General features: G+C 72.3%; 20 protein-coding genes and 1 tRNA gene. 18 read left to right on the top strand and 3 right to left on the bottom strand.

Going from position 1 to position 26415, the window contains the following annotated elements; all coding sequences use genetic code 11:
- The first annotated feature begins 53 nt into the window (after positions 1 to 53).
- From FHX71_RS13000 to FHX71_RS30050, 11 genes are all read left to right on the top strand, one after another.
- On the top strand, positions 54 to 314 hold the full coding sequence (locus tag FHX71_RS13000) for an HGxxPAAW family protein (protein WP_182616853.1): 261 nt from the start codon (positions 54 to 56) through the stop codon (positions 312 to 314).
- A gap of 4 nt (positions 315 to 318) precedes the next feature.
- Positions 319 to 612: a DUF4190 domain-containing protein gene (locus tag FHX71_RS12995; protein WP_182616851.1), complete on the top strand. Its 294-nt coding sequence runs from the start codon at positions 319 to 321 to the stop codon at positions 610 to 612.
- Positions 596 to 1027: a DUF2752 domain-containing protein gene (locus FHX71_RS12990; protein WP_182616849.1), complete on the top strand. Its 432-nt coding sequence runs from the start codon at positions 596 to 598 to the stop codon at positions 1025 to 1027. The genes FHX71_RS12995 and FHX71_RS12990 overlap by 17 nt, the downstream gene beginning before the upstream one ends.
- A gap of 191 nt (positions 1028 to 1218) precedes the next feature.
- On the top strand, positions 1219 to 2034 hold the full coding sequence (trpC, locus tag FHX71_RS12985; protein ID WP_182616847.1) for an indole-3-glycerol phosphate synthase TrpC: 816 nt from the start codon (positions 1219 to 1221) through the stop codon (positions 2032 to 2034).
- Between the two features lie 11 nt (positions 2035 to 2045).
- Complete coding sequence (gene trpB / locus FHX71_RS12980) at positions 2046 to 3344, top strand: tryptophan synthase subunit beta (RefSeq protein WP_182616845.1); 1299 nt, start codon at positions 2046 to 2048, stop codon at positions 3342 to 3344.
- Complete coding sequence (gene trpA / locus FHX71_RS12975) at positions 3341 to 4261, top strand: tryptophan synthase subunit alpha (RefSeq protein ID WP_182616843.1); 921 nt, start codon at positions 3341 to 3343, stop codon at positions 4259 to 4261. Before trpB ends, trpA begins: the two co-directional genes overlap by 4 nt.
- Complete coding sequence (lgt, locus tag FHX71_RS12970) at positions 4258 to 5334, top strand: prolipoprotein diacylglyceryl transferase (protein WP_376770129.1); 1077 nt, start codon at positions 4258 to 4260, stop codon at positions 5332 to 5334. The genes trpA and lgt overlap by 4 nt, the downstream gene beginning before the upstream one ends.
- A 115-nt stretch (positions 5335 to 5449) precedes the next feature.
- Complete coding sequence (gltB, locus tag FHX71_RS12965) at positions 5450 to 10033, top strand: glutamate synthase large subunit (protein WP_182616841.1); 4584 nt, start codon at positions 5450 to 5452, stop codon at positions 10031 to 10033.
- The gene (locus FHX71_RS12960) at positions 10026 to 11504 is read left to right on the top strand and encodes a glutamate synthase subunit beta (RefSeq protein ID WP_182616838.1); all 1479 of its coding nucleotides are present in this window, start codon (positions 10026 to 10028) and stop codon (positions 11502 to 11504) included. Before gltB ends, FHX71_RS12960 begins: the two co-directional genes overlap by 8 nt.
- A gap of 71 nt (positions 11505 to 11575) precedes the next feature.
- Positions 11576 to 13012 carry a pyruvate kinase gene (gene pyk, locus FHX71_RS12955; RefSeq protein WP_182616835.1) on the top strand — a complete coding sequence of 479 codons (1437 nt, stop codon included), beginning with the start codon at positions 11576 to 11578 and terminating at the stop codon, positions 13010 to 13012.
- A gap of 136 nt (positions 13013 to 13148) precedes the next feature.
- Complete coding sequence (locus FHX71_RS30050) at positions 13149 to 14825, top strand: RyR domain-containing protein (protein ID WP_182616833.1); 1677 nt, start codon at positions 13149 to 13151, stop codon at positions 14823 to 14825.
- 8 nt (positions 14826 to 14833) lie between these two features.
- Here the strand turns inward: FHX71_RS30050 and FHX71_RS12945 are convergent.
- Positions 14834 to 14917 (bottom strand) — tRNA-Leu (locus tag FHX71_RS12945).
- A gap of 81 nt (positions 14918 to 14998) precedes the next feature.
- Here FHX71_RS12945 and FHX71_RS12940 point away from each other — a divergent pair.
- Both FHX71_RS12940 and FHX71_RS12935 read left to right on the top strand, forming a co-directional pair.
- Positions 14999 to 15661, top strand: a complete 663-nt coding sequence (locus FHX71_RS12940; RefSeq protein WP_020014751.1) for an ANTAR domain-containing response regulator — start codon at positions 14999 to 15001, stop codon at positions 15659 to 15661.
- 145 nt (positions 15662 to 15806) lie between these two features.
- On the top strand, positions 15807 to 16463 hold the full coding sequence (locus FHX71_RS12935; protein ID WP_182616832.1) for a GNAT family N-acetyltransferase: 657 nt from the start codon (positions 15807 to 15809) through the stop codon (positions 16461 to 16463).
- A gap of 172 nt (positions 16464 to 16635) precedes the next feature.
- Here the strand turns inward: FHX71_RS12935 and FHX71_RS12930 are convergent, their stop codons facing one another.
- Positions 16636 to 17019: a PaaI family thioesterase gene (locus FHX71_RS12930; protein ID WP_182618683.1), complete on the bottom strand. Its 384-nt coding sequence runs from the start codon at positions 17017 to 17019 to the stop codon at positions 16636 to 16638.
- 181 nt (positions 17020 to 17200) lie between these two features.
- Between FHX71_RS12930 and polA the strand changes: the two genes are divergently transcribed.
- A complete protein-coding gene (polA, locus tag FHX71_RS12925; protein ID WP_246402549.1) occupies positions 17201 to 19840 on the top strand; it encodes a DNA polymerase I in 2640 nt (879 codons plus the stop codon).
- A gap of 59 nt (positions 19841 to 19899) precedes the next feature.
- On the opposite strand, the gene FHX71_RS12920 is transcribed toward polA, so the two are convergent.
- Complete coding sequence (locus tag FHX71_RS12920; RefSeq protein WP_182616827.1) at positions 19900 to 20697, bottom strand: class I SAM-dependent methyltransferase; 798 nt, start codon at positions 20695 to 20697, stop codon at positions 19900 to 19902.
- Between the two features lie 215 nt (positions 20698 to 20912).
- Here FHX71_RS12920 and FHX71_RS12915 point away from each other — a divergent pair, with 215 nt between their 5' ends.
- The 4 genes from FHX71_RS12915 to FHX71_RS12900 all read left to right on the top strand — a co-directional run bounded on the left by FHX71_RS12915 (position 20913) and on the right by FHX71_RS12900 (position 26403).
- Positions 20913 to 22559 carry an ABC transporter substrate-binding protein gene (locus FHX71_RS12915; RefSeq protein WP_182616825.1) on the top strand — a complete coding sequence of 549 codons (1647 nt, stop codon included), beginning with the start codon at positions 20913 to 20915 and terminating at the stop codon, positions 22557 to 22559.
- 123 nt (positions 22560 to 22682) lie between these two features.
- Positions 22683 to 23690 carry an ABC transporter permease gene (locus FHX71_RS12910; RefSeq protein ID WP_182616823.1) on the top strand — a complete coding sequence of 336 codons (1008 nt, stop codon included), beginning with the start codon at positions 22683 to 22685 and terminating at the stop codon, positions 23688 to 23690.
- A 56-nt stretch (positions 23691 to 23746) separates the two neighbouring features.
- Positions 23747 to 24649, top strand: coding sequence for an ABC transporter permease (locus FHX71_RS12905; RefSeq protein WP_312877091.1), 903 nt, complete (start codon positions 23747 to 23749; stop codon positions 24647 to 24649).
- On the top strand, positions 24646 to 26403 hold the full coding sequence (locus FHX71_RS12900) for a dipeptide ABC transporter ATP-binding protein (RefSeq protein WP_246402547.1): 1758 nt from the start codon (positions 24646 to 24648) through the stop codon (positions 26401 to 26403). Before FHX71_RS12905 ends, FHX71_RS12900 begins: the two co-directional genes overlap by 4 nt.
- Positions 26404 to 26415: the final 12 nt, after the last annotated feature.

Genomic DNA, 26415 nt, shown 5'->3' with positions numbered 1-26415 from the left:
TGAACGGCTAGGCTGGGCGCGTACCGCACGACACGAAAGGCATCAAACCTGCGATGACCGAGAACAAGCCTGAGATCGCCTACCTGCCGCCGGGCGTCCCGCCGACCAACCACGGCCACACGGTCGCCGCGTGGGTCACCATGGTCGGGATCACGCTGGGTGTGCTGATCTCCTCGTGGGGCGTCGTGGTGGCACAGACCTGGTCGGCCTGGCTGGTCCTGTTCGTGCTCGGCTTCGTCGTCGTCGGCGCCTCGCTGATCATCGGCCTCGTGCTCCGCAACCTGGGGCTGGGCCAGAAGCCGGTCCGGCGGTAGCCGCATGACCGCCCTGGAGATGGCCGCCGCGCCGTCCGCCGCCTACCCCCGCAACAACCTGGGGGTCTGGTCGCTGGTGCTGGGCATCTCGTCGATCGTGCTCCTGCTGGGTGTCCTCACGGGCATCCCCGCGATCATCGTCGGCAACCAGGGCCGCCGCGCCGTCCGTGACGGCGAGGCCAACAACGAGGGGATGGCACTGACCGGCGTCGTGCTGGGCTGGCTGTCCCTCGCGATCCTCGTGGTCGTGATCGGGCTCGTCATCGCCCGCTTCCTGGCGGGTGGGACGAATTCCTGAGACCGCCGTCCGGCCGGCGGCGCCCGCACTGCGGGCGCCGCTCCTGGCCGGGGCGGCCGTCGGCGCCGCCACCCTGCTGGTGGCGCTGCGCGACCCGCACGTCGCCGGCTCCTACGGGTTCTGCCCGCTGCTGGAGCTGACCGGCCTGGCCTGCCCGCTGTGCGGCGGGCTGCGGGCCACGCACGACCTGGCGCACCTCGACCTCGCGGGCGCCTGGTCGGCCAACGCGCTGTGGACCGTGACCGCCCCGGTGGTCGTGGTCGTGTGGCTCGCCTGGCTGGTGGCGGCGGTCCGCGGCCGGCCGTTCCGCGGCCTGTCGAGCACCGCCGGCTGGGTCACGCTGGGGGTCGCGCTCGCGTTCCTCGTGGCGCGCAACCTGCCCGGGCTGCAGCCGTACCTGACCCCCTGGGTCTGATCCGGCGCCCCGACCAGGGCACCGCCCGGGATCTGACGGACCGTCGTCTCACGGTCCGGGAGTGGTCAGGACCACACCCCTGATCCGCCTACCATGGCCATGGGGCACACGTCCCAGCGGACGCACGGGGCGTGATCAGGCGCACGAGGCCGCATGCCGAGGCAGAGCAAGGGCACGGGGAGGCTCATTACATGTCGGTCCTGGAGGACATCGTCGCGGGGGTTCGTGAGGACCTCGCGGAGCGTGAGGCACGTGTGTCTCTCGACGCGCTCAAGGAGCGCGCCAACGCGGTGCCCGGGGCCCTCGAGTGCCTCGGCCGCCTCAGGCAGGCAGACGCGCTCTCGGTGATCGCCGAGGTCAAGCGCTCGAGCCCCAGCAAGGGCTCGCTGGCACCGATCGCCGACCCGGCGGCGCTCGCCGTCGAGTACGAGACCGGCGGCGCCTCGGCCATCTCGGTGCTCACCGAGCAGCGCCGGTTCAACGGCTCGCTGGCCGACTTCGACGCGGTGCGCGGCCGGGTGGACGTGCCGGTGCTGCGCAAGGACTTCATCGTGACGCCGTACCAGGTCTGGGAGGCGCGGGCGCACGGGGCGGACCTGGTGCTGATCATCGTGGCGGCACTGGAGCAGACGGTGCTCGAGTCGCTGGTCGAGCGGGTGCACTCGCTCGGCATGACCGCGCTGGTGGAGACGCACAACCTCGAGGAGGTGCGCCGGGCGGTCGACGCCGGGGCGCGCGTCGTGGGCGTCAACGCCCGCAACCTGAAGACGCTCGAGCTGGACCGCGGCCTGTTCCGCAGCCTCGCCGAGTACATCCCGGACGACGTGGTCAAGATCGCCGAGTCCGGCATCCGCGGTCCGCACGACGTGATGGAGATGGCCCGGGCCGGGGCGGACGGCGTCCTGGTGGGCGAGGCTCTCGTGACCGACGGCGCCCCGCGCGCCTCGGTGGCCGACCTCGTCGCCGCGGGCTCCCACCCGTCGCTGCGGTCCGTCCGACCCGCCTGAGAGGACCCGAGGTGACCCACGTGAAGCTTTCCGACGTCTCCGGCCCGTACTTCGGTCAGTACGGCGGGCGCTTCGTGCCCGAGGCGCTCATCGCCGCGCTCGACGAGCTGGAGACCGAGTTCCGCAAGGCGGCCGAGGACCCCGCGTTCGCGGCCGAGCTGCAGCGCCTGCACCGGGAGTACACCGGCCGCCCCAGCCCGCTGACCGAGGTGCCGCGCTTCGCCGCGCACGCCGGCGGCGGCGACACGGGCGCGGTGCGCGTGTTCCTGAAGCGCGAGGACCTCAACCACACCGGGTCGCACAAGATCAACAACGTGCTGGGCCAGGCGCTCCTGGTCAAGCGCATGGGCAAGAAGCGCCTCATCGCCGAGACGGGGGCGGGCCAGCACGGCGTCGCCACCGCCACGGCGGCCGCCCTGATGGACCTCGAGTGCGTGGTCTACATGGGCGAGGAGGACACCCGGCGGCAGGCGCTGAACGTGGCGCGCATGCGCCTGCTCGGCGCCGAGGTCGTGCCGGTGAAGATCGGCTCGCGCACCCTCAAGGACGCGATCAACGAGGCCCTGCGCGACTGGGTCGCCAACGTCGAGAGCACGCACTACCTGCTGGGCACCGTCACGGGCCCGCACCCGTTCCCCGAGATGGTGCGCCAGTTCCACCGCATCATCGGCGAGGAGGCGCGCGAGCAGATCCTGGAGCGCGCCGGCCGCCTGCCCGACGTCGTCGCGGCGTGCGTCGGCGGCGGCTCCAACGCGCTCGGCATCTTCAACGCGTTCCTCGACGACGAGGGCGTGGAGCTGCGCGGCTTCGAGGCGGGCGGCGAGGGCATCGAGTCGGGCCGGCACGCGGCCCGGTTCAGCGGCGGCGCGCTGGGCGTGCTGCACGGCGCCAAGTCCTACCTGCTGCAGGACGACGAGGGCCAGACCCTGCCCAGCCACTCGGTGTCGGCGGGCCTGGACTACCCGAGCGTCGGCCCCGCCCACTCCTGGCTGCACGACCTGGGCCGGGCCACCTACGAGCCGGTGACCGACGACGAGGCCATGGAGGCGTTCCGTCTCCTGTGCCGCACCGAGGGCATCATCCCGGCGATCGAGTCGGCGCACGCCCTCGCGGGCGCGCTGCGGGTGGGCCAGGCCGCGGCGGCGCAGGGCCGCACCGGTCCGGACGGCGAGCCGCTCGTGCTCCTCGTGAACCTGTCCGGCCGCGGCGACAAGGACGTGGCGACGGCGGCCCGCTGGTTCGGGCTGCTGGACGGCGCCGAGGGCGGCGCGGCGGCGGAAGAGCTGGAACGGCAGGAGGGCCGGGGATGAGCACCGTGACGGAACAGGCCTCGGGGCCGCACACGCGGTCCGCGACCGCTGACCTGATCGCCCGCCTGCGCGAGCAGGAGAACCGGCCGGCCCTCGTGGGCTACCTGCCGGTGGGCTATCCGAGCGTCGACCGGTCGATCGAGGCGCTGAAGACCCTCGTCGACCACGGCGTGGACATCATCGAGCTCGGCATCCCGTACACCGACCCGGTGCTCGACGGCCCGGTGATCCAGGCCGCGGCGCAGGGCGCGCTCGACGCGGGCGCGCACGTGCGGGACGTGTTCCGGGTGGTGGCGGAGCTGACCGCCTACGCCCCGCACGTGCCCGTGCTGGTGATGACGTACTGGAACCCGGTGCTCAAGTACGGCGCGGACGCGTTCGCGCGCGACCTGGCCGCCGCGGGCGGCGCCGGGCTGATCACGCCCGACCTCATCCCGGACGAGGGCGCCGACTGGATCGCGGCGAGCGAGGCGCACGGGCTGGACCGCGTGTTCCTCGTGGCGCCCAGCTCGACGCCGGAGCGGCTGCGGCTGACCGCGGGCCAGTCGCGCGGGTTCGTCTACGCGGCGTCGCTCATGGGCGTGACCGGGGTGCGCAGCGAGGTGGGCTCGCGCGCCGAGCAGCTCGTGGCCGACACGCGCGCCGCCGGCGCGACGAACGTCTGCGTGGGCCTGGGTGTCGCCACGGGGGCGCAGGCCACCGAGGTCGGCCGCTTCGCCGACGGCGTCATCGTCGGCTCGGCGCTCGTCCGCCCGCTGCTGTCGGACGGCCCGCTGCCGGACGACGAGTGGGCGGTCCGTCTCACGAATCTGGCCGAGGTGACGGAGGACCTCGCGGCCGGGGTACGGTCGGCTCGCGCTCACGCGCCCGCCGACACCCCCGCCGGCGCGACGACCACCTCCGGAGAGGCCCTGTGACGCTGCTGACCGCCCTGCCGGCCGCTCTGACCGTCGAGCTGCCTGCCGCGTTGTCCGCCGCGCTCCCCGAGGCCCCCGCGACCCAGATCCCGAGCCCAGCCGAGCACACCTGGTACCTGGGCATCTTCCCGCTGCGCGCCTACGCGCTGGCGATCCTGGCGGGCATCGTGCTCGCCGTCTGGATGACCGCCCGGCGCTGGAAGGCGCGCGGCGGCAACCCGGAGGACGTCCTGGAGATCGCCTTCTGGGCGGTGCCGTTCGGCATCGTCGGGGGCCGTGTCTACCACGTGCTGTCGTCCCCGGACCGGTACTTCGGCGAGAACTTCTCGGGCGGCGGCGACCCCGTCAAGGCGCTCTACGTCTGGGAGGGCGGCCTCGGCATCTGGGGCGCGGTGGCGCTCGGCGCCGTCGGCGCCTGGATCGGCTGCCGCAGGCTGGGCGTCCGGCTGTCCTCGTTCGCCGACGCCGTGGCGCCGGGCCTCCTGATCGCGCAGGCCGTGGGCCGCCTCGGCAACTGGTTCAACCAGGAGCTGTACGGGCGCCCCACCGAGCTGCCCTGGGGCCTGCACATCGACGCCGAGTACCTCGTGCCCAACCCGGCCACCGGCGTGGCCTACCCGGAGGGCACCCTCTTCCACCCGACGTTCCTGTACGAACTCCTGTGGAACGTCGCGATGGCCGGAGTTCTGCTGTTTCTCGACCGTCGGTTCAGGTTGGGTCATGGGCGGGTATTCTGGGCGTACGTCCTGCTCTACACTCTCGGACGGGTCTGGATCGAGATGCTCCGCATCGACGATGCGGAGCAGGTGCTGGGGCTCCGCCTCAACGTCTGGACCTCGATCCTTCTGGGCCTGGCGGCCCTGGTGGTCTCGATCGTGCTGGCTCGGAGGTTCCCCACCAGGGAAGAGTCGGTACGGCTGCGACCGGAGGACGACGAACCGCCGGCCGGCCCACGGGCCGAGCCGGAGCCTGACCCAGGAGTCGAAGGGACCGGCGAGGCCGCGGCCGAGCCGGAGGAAGAGAAGACAGCAGCACAGGAGGAGTCCGACGCGGACGCCTCCGTGCGCACCTGAGGGGCGCGACCGCCGGGACCACCGGACGACGAGCCCCCTGACCGACCGGGCCGCCGTCGTCCCGGACCACCGCAAGGAACTGCGCTCGGCTGCGGCCGAGTGCCTGTGAGGACCCATGACCAAGCCGTTGCCGTCACAGAGGGTTGGGCTGCCCACGCAGACGTTTGAGGGTGGCCTGTACGACCCGGCCGCCGAGCACGACGCGTGCGGCGTCGCCTTCGTGGCGACCCTGCGCGGAACGCCCGGCCGCGACATCGTCGATGCCGGGCTCACCGCCCTGCTGAACCTCGACCACCGCGGCGCGGTGGGGGCGGAGGAGGACAGCGGCGACGGCGCCGGCATCCTCACCCAGATCCCCGACGCGTTCGTCCGGGACGTCGTGGGGGTGGACCTGCCGCCCGCCGGGATGTACGCGATCGGTACGGCGTTCCTGCCGACCGACGACGACGAGCGCGACGCCATGGTGGCTCGCGTCGAGGCGCTGGCCGCCGAGGAGAAGCTCGACGTGCTCGCGTGGCGCGACGTCCCGGTGGACGCCGGGATCGTCGGCCCCACGGCGCGCGCCTCGATGCCGGTGTTCCGCCAGATCGTCGTGGCCGACCCCTCGCGCAGCCTGTCCGGGATCGACCTGGACCGCCGCTGCTACCGCCTGCGCAAGCGGGCGGAGAACGAGGTCGGTCTGTACTTCGCCTCGCTCAGCGCCCGCACCCTGACGTACAAGGGCATGCTGACGACGGCGCAGCTCGAGCCGTTCTTCCCCGACCTGTCGGACCCGCGGTACGCCACGGAGCTGGCGCTGGTGCACTCGCGGTTCTCCACGAACACGTTCCCGTCGTGGCCCCTGGCCCAGCCGTTCCGCCTGCTCGCACACAACGGCGAGATCAACACCGTGCGCGGCAACCGCAACTGGGTGGCGGCGCGCGAGGGCACCATGGAGTCCGACCTGCTCGGCGACCTCGCGCCGCTGCAGCCGGTCTGCTCGCCCGGCGCGAGCGACTCGGCCAGCTTCGACGAGGTGCTGGAGCTGCTGCACCTGTCGGGACGGTCGCTGCCGCACTCGGTGCTGATGATGGTGCCGGAGGCCTGGGAGAACAACCCCGGCATGGACCCCGCCCTGCGGGCCTTCTACCAGTACAACGCGAACCTCATCGAGCCGTGGGACGGCCCCGCCTCCCTCACGTTCACCGACGGCACCCTGATCGGCGCCGTGCTCGACCGCAACGGCCTGCGCCCCGGGCGCTGGTGGGTCACCGAGGACGGCCTCGTCGTCCTGGCCTCCGAGGCCGGCGTGCTCGACATCGACCCCGCCACCGTGGTCCGCAAGGGCCGCCTGGAGCCCGGCAAGATGTTCCTCGTCGACACCGGCTCGGGCCGCATCGTCGAGGACGAGGAGGTCAAGTCGAGCCTCGCCGCCATGCACCCCTACGGGGACTGGATCCGCGAGCACTCGGTCTACCTCGACGAGCTGCCGGACCGCGAGCACGTGGCGCACAGCCCGGCCTCGGTCCGCCGTCGCCAGCGGGCGTTCGGCTACACCGAGGAAGAGCTCAAGATCATCCTGTCGCCGATGGCGACCACGGGCGGCGAGCCGCTCGGCGCCATGGGCTCGGACACGCCCGTCGCGGTGCTCTCGCAGCGCCCGCGGCTGCTGTTCGACTACTTCACGCAGATGTTCGCGCAGGTGACCAACCCGCCGCTGGACGCGATCCGCGAGGAGCTGGTCACGGCCATCGGCAGCGCCATCGGCCCGGAGCCGAACCTGCTGGCCGACCTGCCGGAGCACGCGCGCAAGCTCGTCCTCGGCTTCCCGGTGCTCGACAACGACCAGCTCGCCAAGGTCGTGCACGTCGAGCGCGACCGCGAGCTGGAGGGCCTGTTCCAGGCCGAGACCATCCAGGGCCTGTACGACGTCTCGGGCGGCGGCGGCGCGCTGCTGGCCCGGCTCGAGGCGATCTTCGCCGACGTCGACCGGTACGTGGAGGAGGGCGCGAGCTTCCTCGTGCTCTCGGACCGCGACGCCAACTCCGAGCTGGCGCCGATCCCGTCGCTGCTCCTGACCAGCGCCGTGCACCACCACCTGGTGCGCAAGCACACCCGCAACCGGGTCTCGCTCGTGGTCGAGGCCGGCGACGTGCGCGAGGTGCACCACGTCGCGCTGCTCATCGGCTACGGCGCGGCCGCCGTGAACCCCTACCTCGCGATGGAGACGGTCGAGGACCTCGCCCACCGCGGGTACCTGGACGTCACGCCGCAGCAGGCCGTCGCGAACCTCATCAAGGCGCTCGGCAAGGGCGTGCTCAAGGTGATGTCCAAGATGGGCATCTCGACGATCATGTCGTACCGCGGCGCCCAGATCTTCGAGGCCGTGGGCCTGTCCCACGACCTGGTCGAGGACTACTTCACGGGCACGACGTCGCGGCTCGGCGGCATCGGCCTGGACGTCATCGCGGCCGAGGTCGCGGCGCGGCACGCCGAGGCGTACCCGCCGTCGGGCAACAAGAAGCCGGGCGAGCGCCTCACCACGGGCGGCGAGTACCAGTGGCGGCGCGACGGCGAGGACCACCTGTTCGACCCCGAGACGGTGTTCCGCCTGCAGCACGCGACGCGCTCGGGCCGGATGGACATCTTCCGGCAGTACACGCGGCGCGTGGACGAGCAGTCCAACCGCCTGATGACGCTGCGCGGCCTGCTGCGCTTCAGCCCGGACCGCGAGCCGGTGCCGATCGACGAGGTCCAGCCGGTCAGCGAGATCGTCAGGCTGTTCAACACGGGCGCCATGTCCTACGGCTCCATCTCGGCCGAGGCGCACGAGACCCTCGCCATCGCGATGAACCGCCTCGGCGGGCGCTCCAACACGGGCGAGGGCGGCGAGGACCCGGAGCGCCTGTACGACGACGAGCGCCGCTCGCGCGTCAAGCAGATCGCGTCGGGCCGCTTCGGCGTGACGTCGGAGTACCTCACGCAGGCCACCGACATCCAGCTCAAGCTCGCCCAGGGCGCCAAGCCCGGCGAGGGCGGCCAGCTCCCCGGGAACAAGGTGTACCCCTGGGTCGCCGCGACCCGGCACTCGACCCCCGGCGTCGGCCTCATCTCGCCGCCGCCGCACCACGACATCTACTCGATCGAGGACCTGGCGCAGCTGATCCACGACGCGAAGAACGCCAACCCATCGGCGCGCGTGCACGTGAAGCTGGTCAGCGAGTTCGGCGTGGGCACCGTGGCCACGGGTGTGTCCAAGGCGCACGCCGACGTCGTCCTCATCTCGGGGCACGACGGCGGCACGGGCGCCTCGCCGCTCACGTCGCTCAAGCACGCCGGCACGCCCTGGGAGATCGGCCTGGCCGAGACCCAGCAGACGCTCGTGCTCAACGACCTGCGCGACCGCATCGTGGTGCAGGTCGACGGCCAGATGAAGACCGGCCGCGACGTGATCGTCGCGGCGCTGCTCGGGGCCGAGGAGTTCGGCTTCGCGACGGCGCCGATGGTGGTCTCGGGCTGCGTCATGATGCGGGTCTGTCACCTGGACACCTGTCCCGTGGGCGTCGCCACGCAGAACCCGGAGCTGCGCAGCCGGTTCACCGGCAAGCCGGAGTTCGTCGTGAACTTCTTCGAGTTCATCGCCCAGGAGGTGCGCGAGCACCTGGCGGCGCTCGGGTTCCGCAGCCTCGAGGAGGCCGTGGGCCAGGTGCAGGTGCTCGACACCCGCAAGGCGGTCGACCACTGGAAGGCGCAGGGTCTCGACCTGACGCCCGTGCTCGCCATGCCGCAGCTCAAGGAGGGCTCGTCCCTGCGCCACACCCGGGTGCAGGACCACGGCCTGGCCCGCGCGCTGGACAACCAGCTCATCGCGGCGGCCGCCCCGGCCCTGGAGCGCGGCGAGCGGGTCGCCATCGAGCTGCCCGTGCGGAACGTGAACCGCACCGTCGGCACGATGCTGGGCCACGAGGTGACCAAGCGGTACCGCGGCCAGGGCCTGCCCGACGACACCATCGAGGTGACGCTGACCGGGTCGGCCGGCCAGTCGCTCGGCGCGTTCCTGCCGCGCGGCATCACGCTGCGCCTGTTCGGCGACGCCAACGACTACGTCGGCAAGGGCCTGTCGGGCGGCCGCGTGGCGGTGCGCCCCGACAAGGCGGCCGTCCTGGGCGGCGCCGACGTCATCGCGGGCAACGTCATCGGCTACGGCGCGACGTCCGGCGAGGTCTACCTGCGCGGACGCGTGGGGGAGCGGTTCGGGGTGCGCAACTCCGGCGCGACCCTGGTCTCCGAGGGCGTGGGCGACCACGCCTGCGAGTACATGACCGGCGGCACCGTGCTGGTGCTCGGGCCCACGGGCCGCAACGTCGGCGCCGGCATGTCCGGCGGTACCGCGTTCTTCCTGGACCTGCGGGTCTCCCGCGTCAACCAGGCGGCGCTGGAGGCGGGCGAGCTCGCCGTCGCCGTCCTGGACGACGCCGACTGGGAGACCGTGCGCGGGCTCCTGGAGCGGCACCTGGCCGAGACGGGCTCGGCCGTCGCGGCCGAGCTGCTCGCGGACCCCGCCGCCGCGCGGGGCCGGTTCAGCCGGCTGCTGCCCCCGGGCTGGGCGCGCGTGCGCCTCGCCCTCGCCGAGGCCGAGGCCGACGGCACCGACATCTCGGGCAAGACCCAGTGGGACCCGTCCGTGTGGAACCAGATCATGGAGGTGGCACGTGGCTGACCCCCGAGGATTTCTGAAGGTCCGGGAGCGGGAGCTCCCGCCGAACCGGCCCGTCGAGGTGCGGCTGCGTGACTGGAAGGACACGCACGCGCACCGCGAGGAGGGCCAGGCGTTCCTGAAGGAGCAGGCCGGCCGCTGCATGGACTGCGGCGTGCCGTTCTGCCACCAGGGCTGCCCGCTGGGCAACCTGATCCCCGACTGGAACGACCTGGTGTGGCGCGGGCAGTGGGGCGACGCGATCGACCGCCTGCACGCCACGAACAACTTCCCGGAGTTCACCGGCCGCGTGTGCCCGGCGCCGTGCGAGTCGTCCTGCGTGCTGAGCATCAACCAGCCCGCGGTGACGATCAAGAACGTCGAGGTCTCGATCATCGACGAGGCGTTCGCGCGTGGCCTGGTCACGCCACACGTCCCGGAGCGCCTCACGGGCTCCACGGTCGCCGTCGTCGGCTCGGGCCCCGCGGGCCTGGCCGCCGCGCAGCAGCTCACGCGCGCCGGCCACACCGTCGTCGTCTACGAGCGGGACGACGCCATCGGCGGCCTCCTGCGCTACGGCATCCCGGACTTCAAGCTCGAGAAGCTGCACATCGACCGCCGGCTGGCGCAGATGGAGGCCGAGGGCACCCGCTTCCGCGCGGGCGTGTCCATCGGCGAGGACATCAGCTGGGACGCCCTGCGTCGCCGGTTCGACGCGGTCGTGGTCGCCACCGGCGCCACCGTGCCGCGCGAGCTGTCCGTGCCCGGGCGGGACCTGGCCGGCGTCCACTTCGCGATGGACTTCCTGACGCCCGCCAACAAGGCGGTCGCCGACGGTACCCCGGACGTGCTGCCCGAGGGCGCGCCGACCGCGGCCGGCAAGCACGTCGTCATCATCGGCGGCGGCGACACCGGCTCCGACTGCCTCGGCACCGCGCTGCGCCAGGGCGCCGCGAGCGTCACCACGCTCGCGATCGGCAAGAAGCCGCCGCTCGAGCGCCTGCCGCACCAGCCGTGGCCCACCGACCCCATCCTGTTCGAGGTCTCGACCTCGCACGAGGAGGGCGGCGAGCGCACGTACCTGGCCTCCACGGTCGAGCTCGTCGCCGACGCGGACGGGAACGTCCGTGCGCTGAAGGTCGCCGAGACCGAGTACCTGCCCGACGGCCGCCGCGCCCCCAAGGCCGGCACCGAGCACGAGATCCCCGCGGACCTGGTGCTCGTGGCCATGGGCTTCACCGGCCCCGAGGTCGGCGTGCTCGAGGAGCAGACCGGCATCGAGATCACGGAGCGTGGCCTGGTTGCCCGCGGCGACGACTACGCTGCAAGCCTCCCGGGTGTGTTCGTCGCCGGCGATGCCGGTCGCGGACAGTCCCTCATCGTGTGGGCCATCGCGGAGGGCCGCGCCGCGGCCGCCGCGGCCGACACCTACCTCCAGGGCAGCACAGAGCTGCCCGCCCCGGTGCGCCCGCGCACGCTCGCTCTGCGATCGTGACCCGAGAACTTCACCGGGAGTTGTACACCCCCACAGGGCGCGTTGGCGCCCACCATGCCTAGGCTGGAGACATGCGCAGAGCCAAGATCGTGTGCACCATCGGACCCGCCACGGAAAGCCCGGAGAAGCTCCGGGAACTCGTTGACGCCGGCATGAACGTGGCGCGGATCAACCGCAGCCACGGCGAGCAGGAGGCGCACGCGGCGGTCTACCGAAACGTGCGAGAGGCCGCCAAGGCGGCAGGTAAGTCGGTCGCCGTACTCGTCGACCTGCAGGGACCCAAGATCCGGCTCGGCCGGTTCGCGGGAGATGAAAAGCACTTCCTGAACAAGGGCGACACGTTCACCATCACGACCGAGGACGTCCTCGGTACCCGGGAGCTCGTGTCCACCACCCACAAGGGCCTGGCGCAGGACGCCCAGGTGGGTGACCCGCTGCTGATCGACGACGGCAAGGTGCGCGTGCGCGTCACCGCCGTCGAGGGCCCGCGGGTCATCACCGAGGTCGAGGTCCCCGGGCCCGTCTCGAACAACAAGGGCATCAACCTGCCCGGCGTCGCCGTGTCGGTGCCGGCCCTGTCCGACAAGGACGAGTCGGACCTGCGCTGGGCGCTGGCCCTGGGTGCCGACTTCATCGCGCTGTCGTTCGTGCGGTCCGCCAAGGACTACGAGGACGTCCGCCGCGTGATGGAGGAGGAGGGCCGCACGGTCCCCGTCATCGCCAAGATCGAGAAGCCGCAGGCCGTGGAGAACCTCGCCGAGGTCATCGCCGCGTTCGACGGCGTCATGGTGGCGCGTGGTGACCTGGCGGTCGAGATGCCGCTGGAGCAGGTGCCGCTCGTGCAGAAGCGCATCGTCGAGATGGCGCGGCGCAACGCCAAGCCGGTCATCGTCGCCACGCAGGTGCTCGAGTCCATGACCACCTCGCCCACGCCGACCCGCGCCGAGGCGTCCGACTGCGCCAACGCGGTGCTCGACGGCGCCGACGCGGTCATGCTGTCCGGCGAGACCTCGGTGGGCGACTACCCGATCGTCACGGTCCAGACCATGGCCCGGATCATCGAGGCCACGGAGGAGGCCGGCCGGGAGCGCATCGCGCCCCTCGGCTCCACGCCGCACACCCGTGGTGGCGCCATCACGCGCGCCGCCGCCGAGATCGGCGAGACGCTCGGGGTCAAGTACCTCGTGACGTTCACGCAGTCCGGTGACTCCGCCCGTCGGATGTCTCGCCTGCGCTCGTCCATCCCGCTGCTCGCGTTCACCCCCGAGCAGGACGTCGCCAACACCCTCGCCCTGACGTGGGGTACCTCCGAGTACCTCGTGCCCAAGGTCGACACGGTCGACGCGATGGTGGCCCAGGTCGACCTGACCCTGCAGGACCAGGGTCTGGCCGAGAAGGGCGACACGGTCGTGGTGGTCTCGGGTGCGCCGGTCGGCGTCCCCGGTACGACCAACTCGATCCTGGTGCACCGCATCGGCTCGCAGGCGGACGGCCGCAGCCAGGTCTGACCTGGCGGCGGTACCTGTCAGACGCCCCCGCAGGTGTCAGACGTACAGGTCACCCGAGTGACCTGTACGTCTGACACCTGCGGGGGCGTCTGACACGTTCGCACCGACCTGTGCGAGATGTCGCTATTGTTCCGGCGTGAACCGCGCCTCCTTTCCCTGGTCCCGCATCGGCTTCGTCGCCCTCGTGGTCGTCTCGCTCGGCCTCGGCTGCTGGGGCCTGATCCTCGACACCACCCACGTGCCGGGCCGCACCTGGTACGACGTCGTCTACCACGACCTCCAGCTCTTCGTGATGGGCGCCGACCCGGCCAGCGACGGCGGCCCCCTGTCCTGGCAGCTCCAGGTCGCGCGGTTCCTCGCGCCCGGCACCGCCGTCTACGCCCTGTTCGAGGCGGCACGAGCCCTGTTCACGGGCGAGATCCGCAGGTTCAGGGAACGACGCGCCCGCGGCCACGCCATCGTCGTCGGGCAGACCGACGCCGCCGACACCGTCACCGCCGCCCTGGAGTCCGCCGGGCACCGCGTCCTGCGCACGCCCGACGCCGCCGGCCTGCCCGCCGTCGGCCTCACCGGCGCCACCGTCCTGTACGCCTGCGGCGACGACACCACCGACGCGACCGCCAACGTGCTCACCGTCGCCGAGGCGGAAGCCGCCGTCCGCCAGGCCGGCAGCGGCCCCGAGCGGCTCTACGCCCACGTCAGCGACCCCGACCTCGGCGTGGCCCTGCAGGCCCGGCACCTGAGCTGCGCCGAGCCCGGCGTCGACTTCTTCACGCTCGACGTGATCGCCGCGCAGGCGCTCGCGGTCCGCGAGGTGCGGCGCCTCCTGGACGCCCCGGGCGGGCCGGTGCCGGTCACGCACCTGGTGGTGGTGGGCTCGGGCGAGTTCGCCAAGGCGCTCGTGGTGGGGCTGGCCCGGGAGTGGGAGCTCGCGGCCGACGGCCTCCGCCTGGTCGTCGACCTGACGGCGGACGACGCCGACCACGTGGCCGGCGAGCTGCGCGCCCGCTGGTCGCCCGTGGCCCAGCGGATCGAGCTGCGCGCCGTGCCCGTGCTCGGCGCGGGCAGCGCCTCCGTCCCCGACACGGTGTACGTGTGCCACGCGTCGGACGGCGCGTCCCTGCGTGTGGCCCTGACGGCGACGAAGCTGTGGCACGGCGGTCCCGGCTCGCTGGTGCTCCTGCTGGACGGTCTGGCGGGCCTGACGGGCGCGTTCGGCACCGACGCGTCCCGGGTGCTCGACAACCTCGACGGGCGGCTGCGCACCGTGACCACGCGCGACCTGCTGGCCGACGTCGAGCGGGTCGAGGCCCGCGCGCACGCCGACATGTACGAGCGGATCGCCCGGTCCGTGCACCACGTCTACCTGCGCAACCAGCTCGAGCGCGGTGTCGGCTGGGGCGAGGTCCCCGCGATGGTGCGCTGGGAGGACCTGCCCGACGACCTGCGGGCCTCCAACCGCGGCTGGGTGGTCGGGCTGCCCGCGCGGCTGTCCCGGATGGGCGCGACGATCGCGCCGCGCGACGGGGCCGCCGAGGTGGTGTTCGAGGGCGCCGAGCTCGACCGGCTCGCCGAGGCCGAGCACGAGCTGTGGGAGTCCGTGCGGGTCGCCCAGGGCTGGCGCACCGGCCAGGTGCGCGACGACGCCGCGCGGGTGCACCCCATGATCGGCATGCCGTGGTCCGAGCTGCCCGAGGCGAACCGGGAGAAGGACCGTGACGTCGTGCGGCTGCTGCCGGAGATCCTGGCGGAGTTCGGCCTGGAGGTCGTCCGGTACGAGACGCGCACGCCCGAGCTCGCACTGGAAGTCTGAGGTTCTTGTGCCGGGTGTGGGACTCGAACCCACACGCCCTCGCGGGCAGCGCTTTTTGAGAGCGCCGCGTCTGCCTGTTCCGCCAACCCGGCCTGCCGAGACACAAAATATGTCCCGGCGCACATCGAACCACACCGCTGGGCTGGGTCCCAAGCCCAGGTGCGCAACGTAGGATGTCCTTCGTGACCGACGAGAACACCGAGAAGCTTTCCCTGGATCTGCCCCCGCTGGTCGATGCCGAGCCGGAGGCCGCTCCCGCACACCCGTCCCGCCGCGCCGTCGTGGCGGAGGACGAGGCGCTCATCCGTATGGACGTGGTGGAGACCCTGCGCGAGGCGGGTTTCGACGTGGTGGGTGAGGCCGGTGACGGCGAGACCGCCGTCAACCTGGCCATCGAGCTGAAGCCCGACGTCGTCGTGATGGACGTCAAGATGCCCGAGCTGGACGGCATCTCCGCCGCCGAGCGCATCGGCAAGGCTCACGCCGCGCCCGTCGTGCTGCTCACGGCGTTCTCGCAGACGGAGCTCGTCGAGCGTGCCCGCGACGCCGGCGCCATGGCGTACGTCGTCAAGCCGTTCACCCCGGCCGACCTGCTGCCCGCCGTGGAGATCGCGATCTCGCGCTACTCGCAGATCGGTGCGCTGGAGGCCGAGGTCGCCGACCTCACCGAGCGCTTCGAGACCCGCAAGCGCGTCGACCGGGCCAAGGGCCTGCTGATGACCAAGATGGGCCTGTCGGAGCCGGAGTCGTTCCGCTGGATCCAGAAGACGTCGATGGACCGCCGCCTCACCATGCGCGAGGTCGCCGACGCCGTCATCGAGCAGGTCGGGGCCTGATCCGACCGAGGAACGCCTGATCCGGGCCCCGGTCCGGAGCGGGTGAAATTGTGAACTGCCTGTTCTCTCCCGGCCGCGTCAGGACTAGTGTCTGCGCGGAGCCGGGCGTGACGTCCGGGCCACAGACACCCGGGAGGAGATGAGCGTGCGCACCGTCCTTGACATCCACCCCGCCTGCGAGGCAGACCTGCCCGCCGTGGCGGCGCTGGCCGTGTCCGCGCGCGACGACTCGCCGACCGGTGCCCAGCTCGGCGCGCAGGAGCTCGACCGGCTGCTGGAGCACCTCAGTGTGCTGCTGGCGGCGGGCGGCCACGTGCTGGTCGCGAAGCTGGACGACCAGGTCGTCGGCGTCGTGCTCGGCCGGGTCGTGGCGGCCTACCTCTTCGCGGAGCGCGCCAGCCTCTACCTGGACATGCTCTACGTGGCGCCGCAGGCGCGGCGCCACGGCGTCGGTCACGCGCTGCTGCGGGCGGCCGCCGACCTGGCCGCCGCGCACGACTGCCACGACATCTACTCCGCGCCCGTCCCCGGCAACCGTGGCGTCCAGCGGTTCCTCGCCCGGCTCGGGTTCGCCCCGGCGGCAGGGCACCGGGTCGCGTCCGTCGCGGCCCTGCAGCGCCGCCTCGCGGCCGAGGCCACCGCCCGCGACGGAGCCCACGGCCGGCGGTTCGCCCGCGGCGGCATCGAGGACCTCATCGCCCGGCGGCGCCGGGCCCGCTCCGTCATGGAGTCCGGGCCCATCGACATGCGTGCGGTGGGTGGCGGCGCCCCGTCGCGCCGCCACCCGGCCAAGGCCGGCTAGCACTCTCCTCGCGGAGAAGGTAGGCGATCGGAGTCCGTTGCTCTGGGTAGACGTTGTCTACTGTCGGCAACCGACCTCGATCGCGTGTTACTTCTCCGCCGGAGGGGTGCGGCGACGGCTGCCGGGGATGCAACCGACCTCCTCGGCCCCCACCCGGCGCTGCACCTCCGGCTCAGCCGAGGATCATGCAGGTCAGGCGCGCCGTGCACACCCGCTTCCCGGCGTCGTCGGTGATCACGATCTCGTAGGACGCCGTCGAGCGGCCCAGGTGGATCGCCGTCGCCGTGCCCGTCACGTAGCCGTCCCGCGCGCCACGGTGGTGCGTGGCGCTCACCTCGATGCCCACCGTCTTCTTGCCGGGCCCGGCGTGCGCCTGCGCGGCCAGCGAGCCCAGGGTCTCGGCGAGCACCACTGAGGCGCCCCCGTGCAGCAGGCCCGCGGGCTGCGTGTTGCCCTTCACCGGGATGCGGCCCACGGCCCGGTCCGGTGCGAGCTCCAGCAGCTCCATCTCCATGCGCTCGAAGAGCGTGCCCGCGGTCTCCGCGCCGGCGTACATGGCCTTCCAGTCGGTCTCGGCCCCGGAACCGGCCCCTGAACCCGGGCCGGGAGGGGTCGCGGAAGCGCTCGTGTCAGTCATGCGAGCTATGTTGTCAGGCGTGACCTCCACCGCGCCAAGCCGTACTCCGGGTACGCCGTCCTCAGGCCGCCCCCGTCTCCTGCTGATCGACGGCCATTCCATGGCCTATCGGGCCTTCTACGCGCTGCCCGACACCCTCGCGACCAGCTCAGGACAGATCACCAACGCCGTCTACGGTTTCACGTCGATGCTGACGAACCTGCTCCGCGACGAGCAGCCCACCCACATGGCGGTGGCGTTCGACGCGGGCCGGGTCACGTTCCGCACGGAGCGGTTCCCGGACTACAAGGGCACGCGCGACGCCACGCCGGACGCGTTCAAGGGGCAGGTGCCCCTGATCAAGGAGGTGCTCGCCACCCTCCGCATCAACTTCCTCGAGCTCGCCGGCATCGAGGCCGACGACATCCTGGCGACCCTGGCCGCGCAGGCCGGTGACGCGGGCATGGAGGTGCTGGTCTGCTCCGGCGACCGCGACACGCTGCAGCTCGTCAACGCCGACGTGACCGTGCTGTACCCCAAGAAGGGCGTCTCCGAGCTGGCCCGGATGGACCCCGAGGCCGTCGAGGCCAAGTACGGCGTGCCCCCCGAGCGGTACCCGGACCTCGCCGCGCTCGTCGGCGAGACCAGCGACAACCTGCCGGGCGTCCCCGGCGTCGGGCCCAAGACCGCCGCCAAGTGGATCACCGCGCACGGCGGCCTCGCCGCCCTGCTCGACGCCGCCGACGAGGTCAAGGGCAAGGCCGGCGAGAGCCTCCGCACCCACATCGAGCAGGTACGGGTCAACCGCGAGCTCAACGCCCTGCTGACCGACGTCGAGCTGCCGCTCGCCGTCACCGACCTCGCCCTGGCGGGCTTCGACCGCGAGGCCGTGCACCTCGTCTCCGACACCCTGCAGTTCGGTCAGCTCCGCGACCGCCTGCTCGCCGTCGACCCCGCGGGCGTCGCCGAGGAGGAGGCCCCCGCCGGCGCGTCCGTCGAGCTCGACCTGGCCGACGTCGCCCCCGGCACCCTCGGGACCTGGCTCGCCGCCCGCAGCGGGCGCGTGGGCGTCGAGGTCTCCGGCAAGACCGCGCTCGGCGGCGGTGGCGACGCCTGGGCCGTGGCCGTGGCGCAGCCCGGGGGAGAGGCCGCCTACCTCGACCTCACCCAGCTCGGGCCCGACGACGAGAAGGCGCTCGCGGCCTGGCTCGCCGACGCCAAGGCCCCCAAGGTGCTGCACGGGGCCAAGGCCGCCGCGCACATGCTCGCCACCCGCGGCATGGAGCTCGACGGCGTCGTCTTCGACACCGAGCTGGCCGCCTACCTCTGCTACCCCGACCAGCGCGGCTACGACCTGGGCGACCTCGCCGTGCGGCACCTGGGCCGGGAGCTCAAGGTCGTCGAGCCCGAGGGCGCGCAGGGCGCGCTCGACCTGTCGCTGGAGGGTGACACCGAGGGGCAGGCGGAGGCCGTGCGCGCCCAGGGCGTCGCCGACCTCGCGACCGCCCTGGAGGGCGAGCTCGCCGACCGCGACGCCACGCACCTGCTGGACGACGTCGAGCTGCCCCTGTCGGGCGTGCTCGCGCGTATGGAGCGCATCGGCATCGCCGCCGACACCGAGTACCTGACCGGCCTGGAGAAGCAGTTCGCGCAGGGGGTGGCCGACGCCGCCGCGGACGCCTACGCCGTGATCGACCGCGAGGTGAACCTGGGCAGCCCCAAGCAGCTGCAGGAGGTCCTGTTCGACCAGCTCGGCATGCCCAAGACCAAGAAGATCAAGACGGGCTACACCACCGACGCGGCGAGCCTGCAGGACCTTTTCGTCAAGACGGAGCACCCGTTCCTGGCACACCTGCTGGCGCACCGCGACGTCTCCCGCCTGCGGGTCACGGTCGAGGGGCTGCTCAAGTCGGTGGCCCCCGACGGCCGCATCCACACCACGTTCCAGCAGACCATCGCCGCGACGGGCCGCCTGAGCTCCACCGACCCGAACCTGCAGAACATCCCGATCCGCACCGAGGCGGGCCGGCAGATCCGCCGGGCGTTCCGGGTGGGCGAGGGCTACGAGTCCCTGCTGACGGCCGACTACAGCCAGATCGAGATGCGGATCATGGCGCACCTGTCGGGTGACGAGGGCCTGATCGCGGCCTTCAACTCGGGGGAGGACCTGCACCGGTACGTGGGCTCGCGCGTGTTCGAGGTGGAGCCCGCCGACGTCACGCCCGAGATGCGCTCCAAGATCAAGGCCATGTCGTACGGCCTGGCCTACGGGCTGAGCGCCTTCGGCCTGTCGCAGCAGCTCAACATCGCCACGGGCGAGGCGCAGACGCTGATGGACGACTACTTCGAGCGGTTCGGCGGCGTGCGCGACTACCTGTCGGGCGTGGTCGAGGAGGCGCGCGCCACGGGCTACACCGCCACGATCCTGGGCCGGCGCCGCTACCTGCCCGACCTCACCAGCGACAACCGGCAGCGCCGGCAGATGGCCGAGCGCATGGCGCTCAACGCGCCCATCCAGGGCAGCGCCGCCGACATCATCAAGCTCGCGATGCTCCGCGTGCAGAGGGCGCTCGACGAGCGGGAGCTCGCGTCCCGCCTGCTGCTCCAGGTGCACGACGAGCTCGTGCTCGAGGTCTCGCCCGGCGAGCGGGAGGCCGCGGAGGAGGTGCTGCGCACCGAGATGGGCGCGGCCTACGAGCTCAACGTGCCGCTCGACGTCTCGGTCGGCACGGGCGCCACCTGGCACGAGGCGGGCCACTGACGCCAGCCCACGACGTGTCAGACGCTCAGGTCCCCCGGGGGACCTGAGCGTCTGACACGTCAGGGGCGGGTCGTCACGAAGATCGCCGTGCCCGGGAGGTAGCGCCCCCGCTCCGGGCCCCAGCCGCCCCAGACCTGGTCGTTCCACTCCGGCCACTCCGGTTCCACCAGGTCGACGAGGGTCAGCCCCGCGGCGGCGACCTCGCGCACGTGGTCGCCCACGGTGCGGTGGTACTCGGCGTACACGACCCGGCCGGCGGCGTCGGACTCCACGTAGGGGCGGCGGTCGAAGTACGAGCGGTTCGCCGTCAGGCCCTGCAGCGACGGGTCGTCGGGGAACGCCCATCGCAGCGGGTGCGTCACCGAGAACACCCAGCGCCCGCCCGGGCGCAGCACGCGGGCGACCTCGCGGTGCACCCGGACGGCGTCGGGCACGAAGGGCAGGGCGCCGAACGACGTGAAGACGGCGTCGAAGCTGCCGTCCGCGAAGGGCAGCGCCCGCGCGTCGGCCTGGACGCGCGGCACGACGACGCCGGTGGCGGCGTCCAGGCGGGCGGCGCCGGCCAGCATCCCGGCGGAGAAGTCGGTGGCGACCACCCGCGCGCCGCGGGAGGCGAGCCAGCGGGAGCAGTGCGCGGCCCCCGCGCCCACCTCCAGCACGTCGCGCCCGGCGACGTCGCCCAGCAGGCCCGCCTCCGCCTCGGTCAGGCCCTCCGGGCCCCACCGGAAGCCGGCGTCGCCGAGGAAGTCGCGGTGCTCGTCGAGGTACTCGCCGGCGTTGGCGTCCCACCAGCCCCGCGCGACGCCGGCGTCGTCGGGGAGGTCGCGGTAGCCGAAGGACACGGCATCGTCTGTCACGCCCCCATCATCCCCGCTCGGACCGGCTCGCACGCACGGGTGAAGGGCGCGCCAATTACCACATACAGACCGGTAACAAAAGGGTCACGATTGGATTGCGAGTGCGGGAGCGAAATACGGAAGCAACGAAAGGGCTCCTAAGGTCAGGCCCAAACGTCTGCGCTCCGCTACGTCCGAACCCGGACACACCGGAGCGCCCGAGGAAGGAGAGTGCCATGCGTCGACGCGCTACGCGCCTTGCGGGCGGCGTCACCTTGGTGACCGCGGCCGCTGTTGCGCTGAGTGGTTGTGTGGCAAGCGAGCGGGATCCTGAGGGCAGCGGCGAGGGCAGCGGCAAGAGCACGTTCGTGTTCGCCGCCTCCGCCGACCCGGGCTCGCTCGACCCGGCGTTCGCCAGTGACGGCGAGTCGTTCCGGGTCGCACGCCAGATCTTCGAGGGCCTCGTCGGGGTCGAGCCGGGCACGGCCGACCCTGCCCCGCTGCTCGCCGAGAGCTGGGACATCAGCGAGGACGGCCTGGAGTACACCTTCCACCTCAAGGAAGGCGTCAAGTTCCACGACGACACCGACTTCGACGCCGAGGCCGTGTGCTTCAACTTCGACCGCTGGGCGAACTGGACCGGCCTGGCCGCGTCCGAGTCGCTGTCCTACTACTACACGCACGTGTTCGGTGGCCAGGGCGACAACGGCAAGTACGACTCGTGCGAGGCCTCGGACGCCGCGACCGCGGTCGTCACGCTGAAGAGCCCGCTGCCCGAGCTGGTCCCGGCCCTGTCGCTGCCGTCGTTCTCCATCCAGTCGCCCACGGCGCTGGAGGAGTTCAAGGCCGACGAGATCGGCGGCGCCGAGGACGCGCCCGAGCTCTCCGAGTACGCCACGGGGCACCCGGTCGGTACCGGCCCGTACGAGTTCGGTGAGTGGAAGGCCGGCGAGTCGGTCACCCTCAGCGCGTTCGACGGCTACTGGGGCGACTTCGGCGACGTCCAGAACATCGTCTTCACCGTCATCGCCGAGGGCACCGCGCGCCGCCAGGCGCTCGAGGCCGGCGACATCGACGGCTACGACCTGGTCGCCCCGGCCGACGTCGACGCCCTGAAGGGTGCCGGCTACCAGGTCCTGGACCGCGACCCGTTCAACATCCTGTACCTGGGCATGAACCAGGCGCAGAAGCCGCTGGACGACCCGAAGGTGCGCCAGGCGATCGCCCACGCGATCGACAAGGAGGCGCTCGTCGCCGCCGCGCTGCCCGAGGGCACCGAGGTCGCCACGCAGTTCGTCCCCTCCACCGTCTCGGGCTACAGCGACGACGTCGCCACGTACGAGTTCGACCAGGAGAAGGCCAAGGAGCTCCTCAAGGAGGCCGGGCAGGAGAACCTCGAGATCGAGTTCAACTACCCGACCGACGTCTCGCGCCCGTACATGCCGGACGCCGCGGCGATCTACGAGGCCATCTCGGCCGACCTCGAGGAGGTCGGCATCACGGTGAAGGCCACGCCGGAGCCGTGGAGCCCCACGTACCTGGACACCATCCAGGGCAGCGACAAGCACGGGCTGCACCTGCTCGGCTGGACGGGTGACTACAACGACACCTACAACTTCATCGGTACCTTCTTCGGCTCGCAGTCGTCCGAGTGGGGCTTCGACGACGAGTCGCTCTTCAAGAGCCTCGGCGACGCCCGCTACGCGCCGGTCGACGAGCAGGAGGCGCAGTACAAGGCCGCGAACGAGGCCGTGATGGAGTTCCTGCCGGGCGTGCCGCTGGCCAGCCCCGTGCCCTCGCTCGCGTTCACCGAGCAGGTCCAGGGCTACCCGGTCTCCCCGGTGCAGGACGAGGTCTACAACGTCATCACGTTCACGGAGTAAGTGACCCTGATGACACACCTAGGGCGCATCACGCCTTAGGGTGAATTGCTCAGGTCGGGGCGCGGCGCCTGCCGCGCCCCGACCGCTGTCCGTGACCTACGAGGAAGACCCACGAGGATAGGTATGCTCCGCCTCATCGTGCAGCGGCTGCTGCTCCTGATACCGCTGCTGCTAGGGCTGTCGGTGCTGTTGTTCGCGTGGGTCCGGGCCCTGCCCGGCGGCCCCGCCACCGCGCTCCTGGGCGAGCGGGCCACGCCGGAGGCCGTCGCCCGGATCAACACGCTGTACGGGTTCGACCAGCCGATCCACATCCAGTACTTCAAGTACCTGGGCCGTCTGCTCACGGGAGACTTCGGCGTCTCCACGCGCACCGGCCGCCCGGTGCTCGACGAGTTCCTGACCCGCTTCCCCGCGACGATCGAGCTCACGATCGTGGCCCTGATCATCGCGATCGGCATCGGCATCCCGCTGGGCTACGTCGCGGCCCGCCGCGCCGGCTCCTTCATCGACCACTCGTCGGTCGTCGTGTCGCTCATCGGCGTCACCGTCCCGGTGTTCTTCCTCGCGTTCATCCTGAAGTACGTCTTCGCCGTGGAGCTGGGCTGGTTCCCCTCCACGGGCAGGCAGGACCCGACGATGATCGCGACGCACCCGACGAACTTCTACGTGCTGGACGGACTGCTCACCGGTGAGTGGGACGCCGCATGGGACGCCCTGGTGCACCTGATCCTGCCGGGCATCGCGCTCGGCACCATCCCGCTCGCGATCGTGGCCCGCATGACGCGCGCCGCCGTGTCCGAGGTGCAGAACGCCGACTACGTCCGCACCGCCCGCGCCAAGGGCATCCGGCCGTCGCGCCTGCGTGGCGAGCACATCCTGCGCAACTCGATGCTGCCGGTCCTGACCACCATCGGCCTGCAGGTCGGCCTGCTGCTCTCGGGCGCGGTGCTGACCGAGACCGTGTTCGCGTTCGCCGGCATCGGCTCGTTCCTGGCCGAGGCCGTGTTCAACGCCGACTACCCGGTCATGCAGGGCTTCGTCCTGATGATCGCCATCGTGTACGCCCTCGTGAACCTGCTCGTCGACGTGTCGTACGGGCTGATCGACCCCCGGCTGAGGAGGCAGCAGTGAGCGCCAACGAGCTTCCTGTGACCGACGGCGCGGCAGCCCAGCCGCTGCGCAAGTCCATCCACGGCGACGGCCCCGGCGGTGCCGACCACGCCGGCGAGGGCGTGTGGGGCCGTGCCTGGCGCACGCTCCGCAAGAACCCCGTCGCGATCGCCGGCTTCGTCATCGTCGCCGCCTTCGTGCTGGTGGCGATCTTCGCGCCGCTGCTCGCCCCGTACGGCCCCAACGAGCTGCCGGGCCGCGCCGAGGTACGCCCGACGATGATCCCGGGGCCGTCGTCCGACTACCTGCTGGGGCTGGACCGCTACGGCGGCGACGTGCTCAGCAAGCTGATCTGGGGCGCGCGCGCCTCGCTGCTCGTGGGCGTGCTGTCCACGCTGTTCGGCCTGGCCGGCGGCATGGCGCTCGGCCTGCTCGCGGGCTGGTTCGGCAAGTGGGTCGACTTCGGCGCGATGCGCCTGGTGGACCTCATGCTGTCCGTCCCGTCGCTGCTGCTGGCGGTGTCGATCGCCGCGATCGCGGGCCAGTCGTCGATGTCGGTGATCGTCGCCATCGGTGTGGTGCAGATCCCGATCTTCGCCCGACTGCTGCGGGGGTCGATGCTCGCGCAGAGGGGCCAGGACTACGTGCTGGCGGCGTCCGCGCTCGGCCTGAGCCGGCGGTCGGTGACCATGAGCCACGTGCTGCCCAACAGCGTGGGCCCCGTCATCGTGCAGGCCACGCTGACCCTCGCCACCGCGGTGATCGAGGCCGCTGCGCTCTCCTTCCTCGGCCTGGGCGGCGGCGAGCCGTCCACCGCGGAGTGGGGGCGCATGCTGACGGCCGCGCAGCAGGAGCTGGCGGTCGCGCCGCGCCTGGCGATCCTGCCCGGTATCTGCATCGCCGTGACGGCCCTCGGCTTCACCCTCGTGGGCGAGAGCCTGCGCGAGGCCCTCGACCCCCGGAACAGGACCCGACGATGACCGACATCACCGAACCCAAGACCTCGGGTGCCCCCGCCGACGCCCAGGCGGACGCCCCGGCCGAGGACGTCGTCCTGCGGGTCGAGGACCTGGCCGTCGACTTCCGGACCGAGAACGGCCCCGCGCGCGCCGTGGCGAACGCGAACCTCACCGTCCGGCGCGGCCAGACCGTCGCGATCGTGGGGGAGTCGGGCTCCGGCAAGACGACCCTCGCGATGGCGGTGCTCGGTCTCCTGGCGAGCAACGGCTCCGTGGCCGAGGGGCACATCTGGTTCAAGGACGAGGACCTGGGCCACGTGTCCGCGCAGCGCATGGCGCAGCTCCGCGGCACCGAGCTCGGCCTCGTGCCGCAGGACCCGATGACCAACCTCGACCCGATCATGCGGATCGGGCAGCAGATCGACGAGGGCCTGATCGACAACGGCCTGCGCTCGCGCCGCGACGCCCGGGCGCGCACGGTCGAGCTGCTCGACGAGGTGGGCCTGCCCGACGCCGCGCGCCGGGCCGGCCAGTACCCGCACGAGTTCTCCGGCGGCATGCGCCAGCGGGCGCTCATCGCCATGGGCCTGTCCGGCCGCCCGGCCCTGCTGGTCGCGGACGAGCCGACGTCGGCCCTGGACGTGACCGTGCAGCGCGGCATCCTGGACCAGCTCGCCGGGCTGACGCAGGAGCTCGGCACCGCGGTGCTGCTCATCACGCACGACCTCGGCCTCGCGGCCGAGCGGGCCGACATCGTGGTGGTCATGTACCACGGCGAGATCGTGGAGCAGGGCCCGGCCCGCCAGGTCCTGACCGCCCCGCAGCACGAGTACACGAAGCGCCTCATGGCGGCGGCCCCGTCGCTCGCGTCGCGCCGCATCGAGATCGCGCGCGAGCGCGGCCTGGACGACGTGCTCGACGACGCCCTCCTCGCGCACGGCGACGAGGCGGCGGCCGAGAACACGGCCGACGCCGACGTCCTGGTCTCCGTCCAGGACGTCAGCAAGGTGTTCACCATCCGCGGCGGTGGCCTGCTGTCCCGCAGCAAGGACTTCACCGCGGTGGACGGCGTGAGCCTCGACATCCCGCGCGGCTCCACCGTGGCCGTGGTGGGGGAGTCGGGCTCGGGCAAGTCGACCCTGGCCCGGATGATCCTCGACATCGAGAAGCCCACGACGGGCTCCATCACGTTCGACGGCGGGCTCGTGGGCGCCGGCGGGCACAAGGAGCAGATCGCCTACCGGCGCCGGGTGCAGCCCGTGTTCCAGGACCCGTACTCCTCGCTGGACCCGCTCTACTCGGTGTTCCGCGCGATCGAGGAGCCGCTGCGCGCGCACGACTACGGCGACGCCGCGGCCCGCCGGGCCCGGGTGGAGGAGCTGGCCGAGCAGGTGGCGCTGAGCAAGAGCCAGCTCCAGCGGTTCCCGGCCGAGCTGTCCGGCGGCCAGCGGCAGCGCGTGGCGATCGCCCGCGCCCTGGCGCTGTCGCCCGAGCTCGTGGTGTGCGACGAGGCGGTCTCGGCGCTCGACGTCGTGGTCCAGGCGCAGATCCTGCAGCTGCTCGCGGGGCTGCAGGAGGAGCTGGGGCTGACCTACCTCTTCATCACGCACGACCTCGCCGTCGTGCGGCAGATCGCTGACCGCGTGCTGGTGATGCAGCAGGGCCGCGTGGTCGAGGAGGGCACCGTGGACACCGTCTTCGACTCGCCGGCCACCGACTACACGCGCGCGCTGCTCGACGCGATCCCGGGCAAGGACCTGGAGCTCGCGCTCTGAGGCCCGGTCCGG

Source organism: Promicromonospora sukumoe, from assembly GCF_014137995.1.
GTDB lineage: Bacteria > Actinomycetota > Actinomycetes > Actinomycetales > Cellulomonadaceae > Promicromonospora > Promicromonospora sukumoe.
Note: the sequence above shows the minus strand (reverse complement) of the source record. Positions and strands in the feature narration are given on the sequence as shown.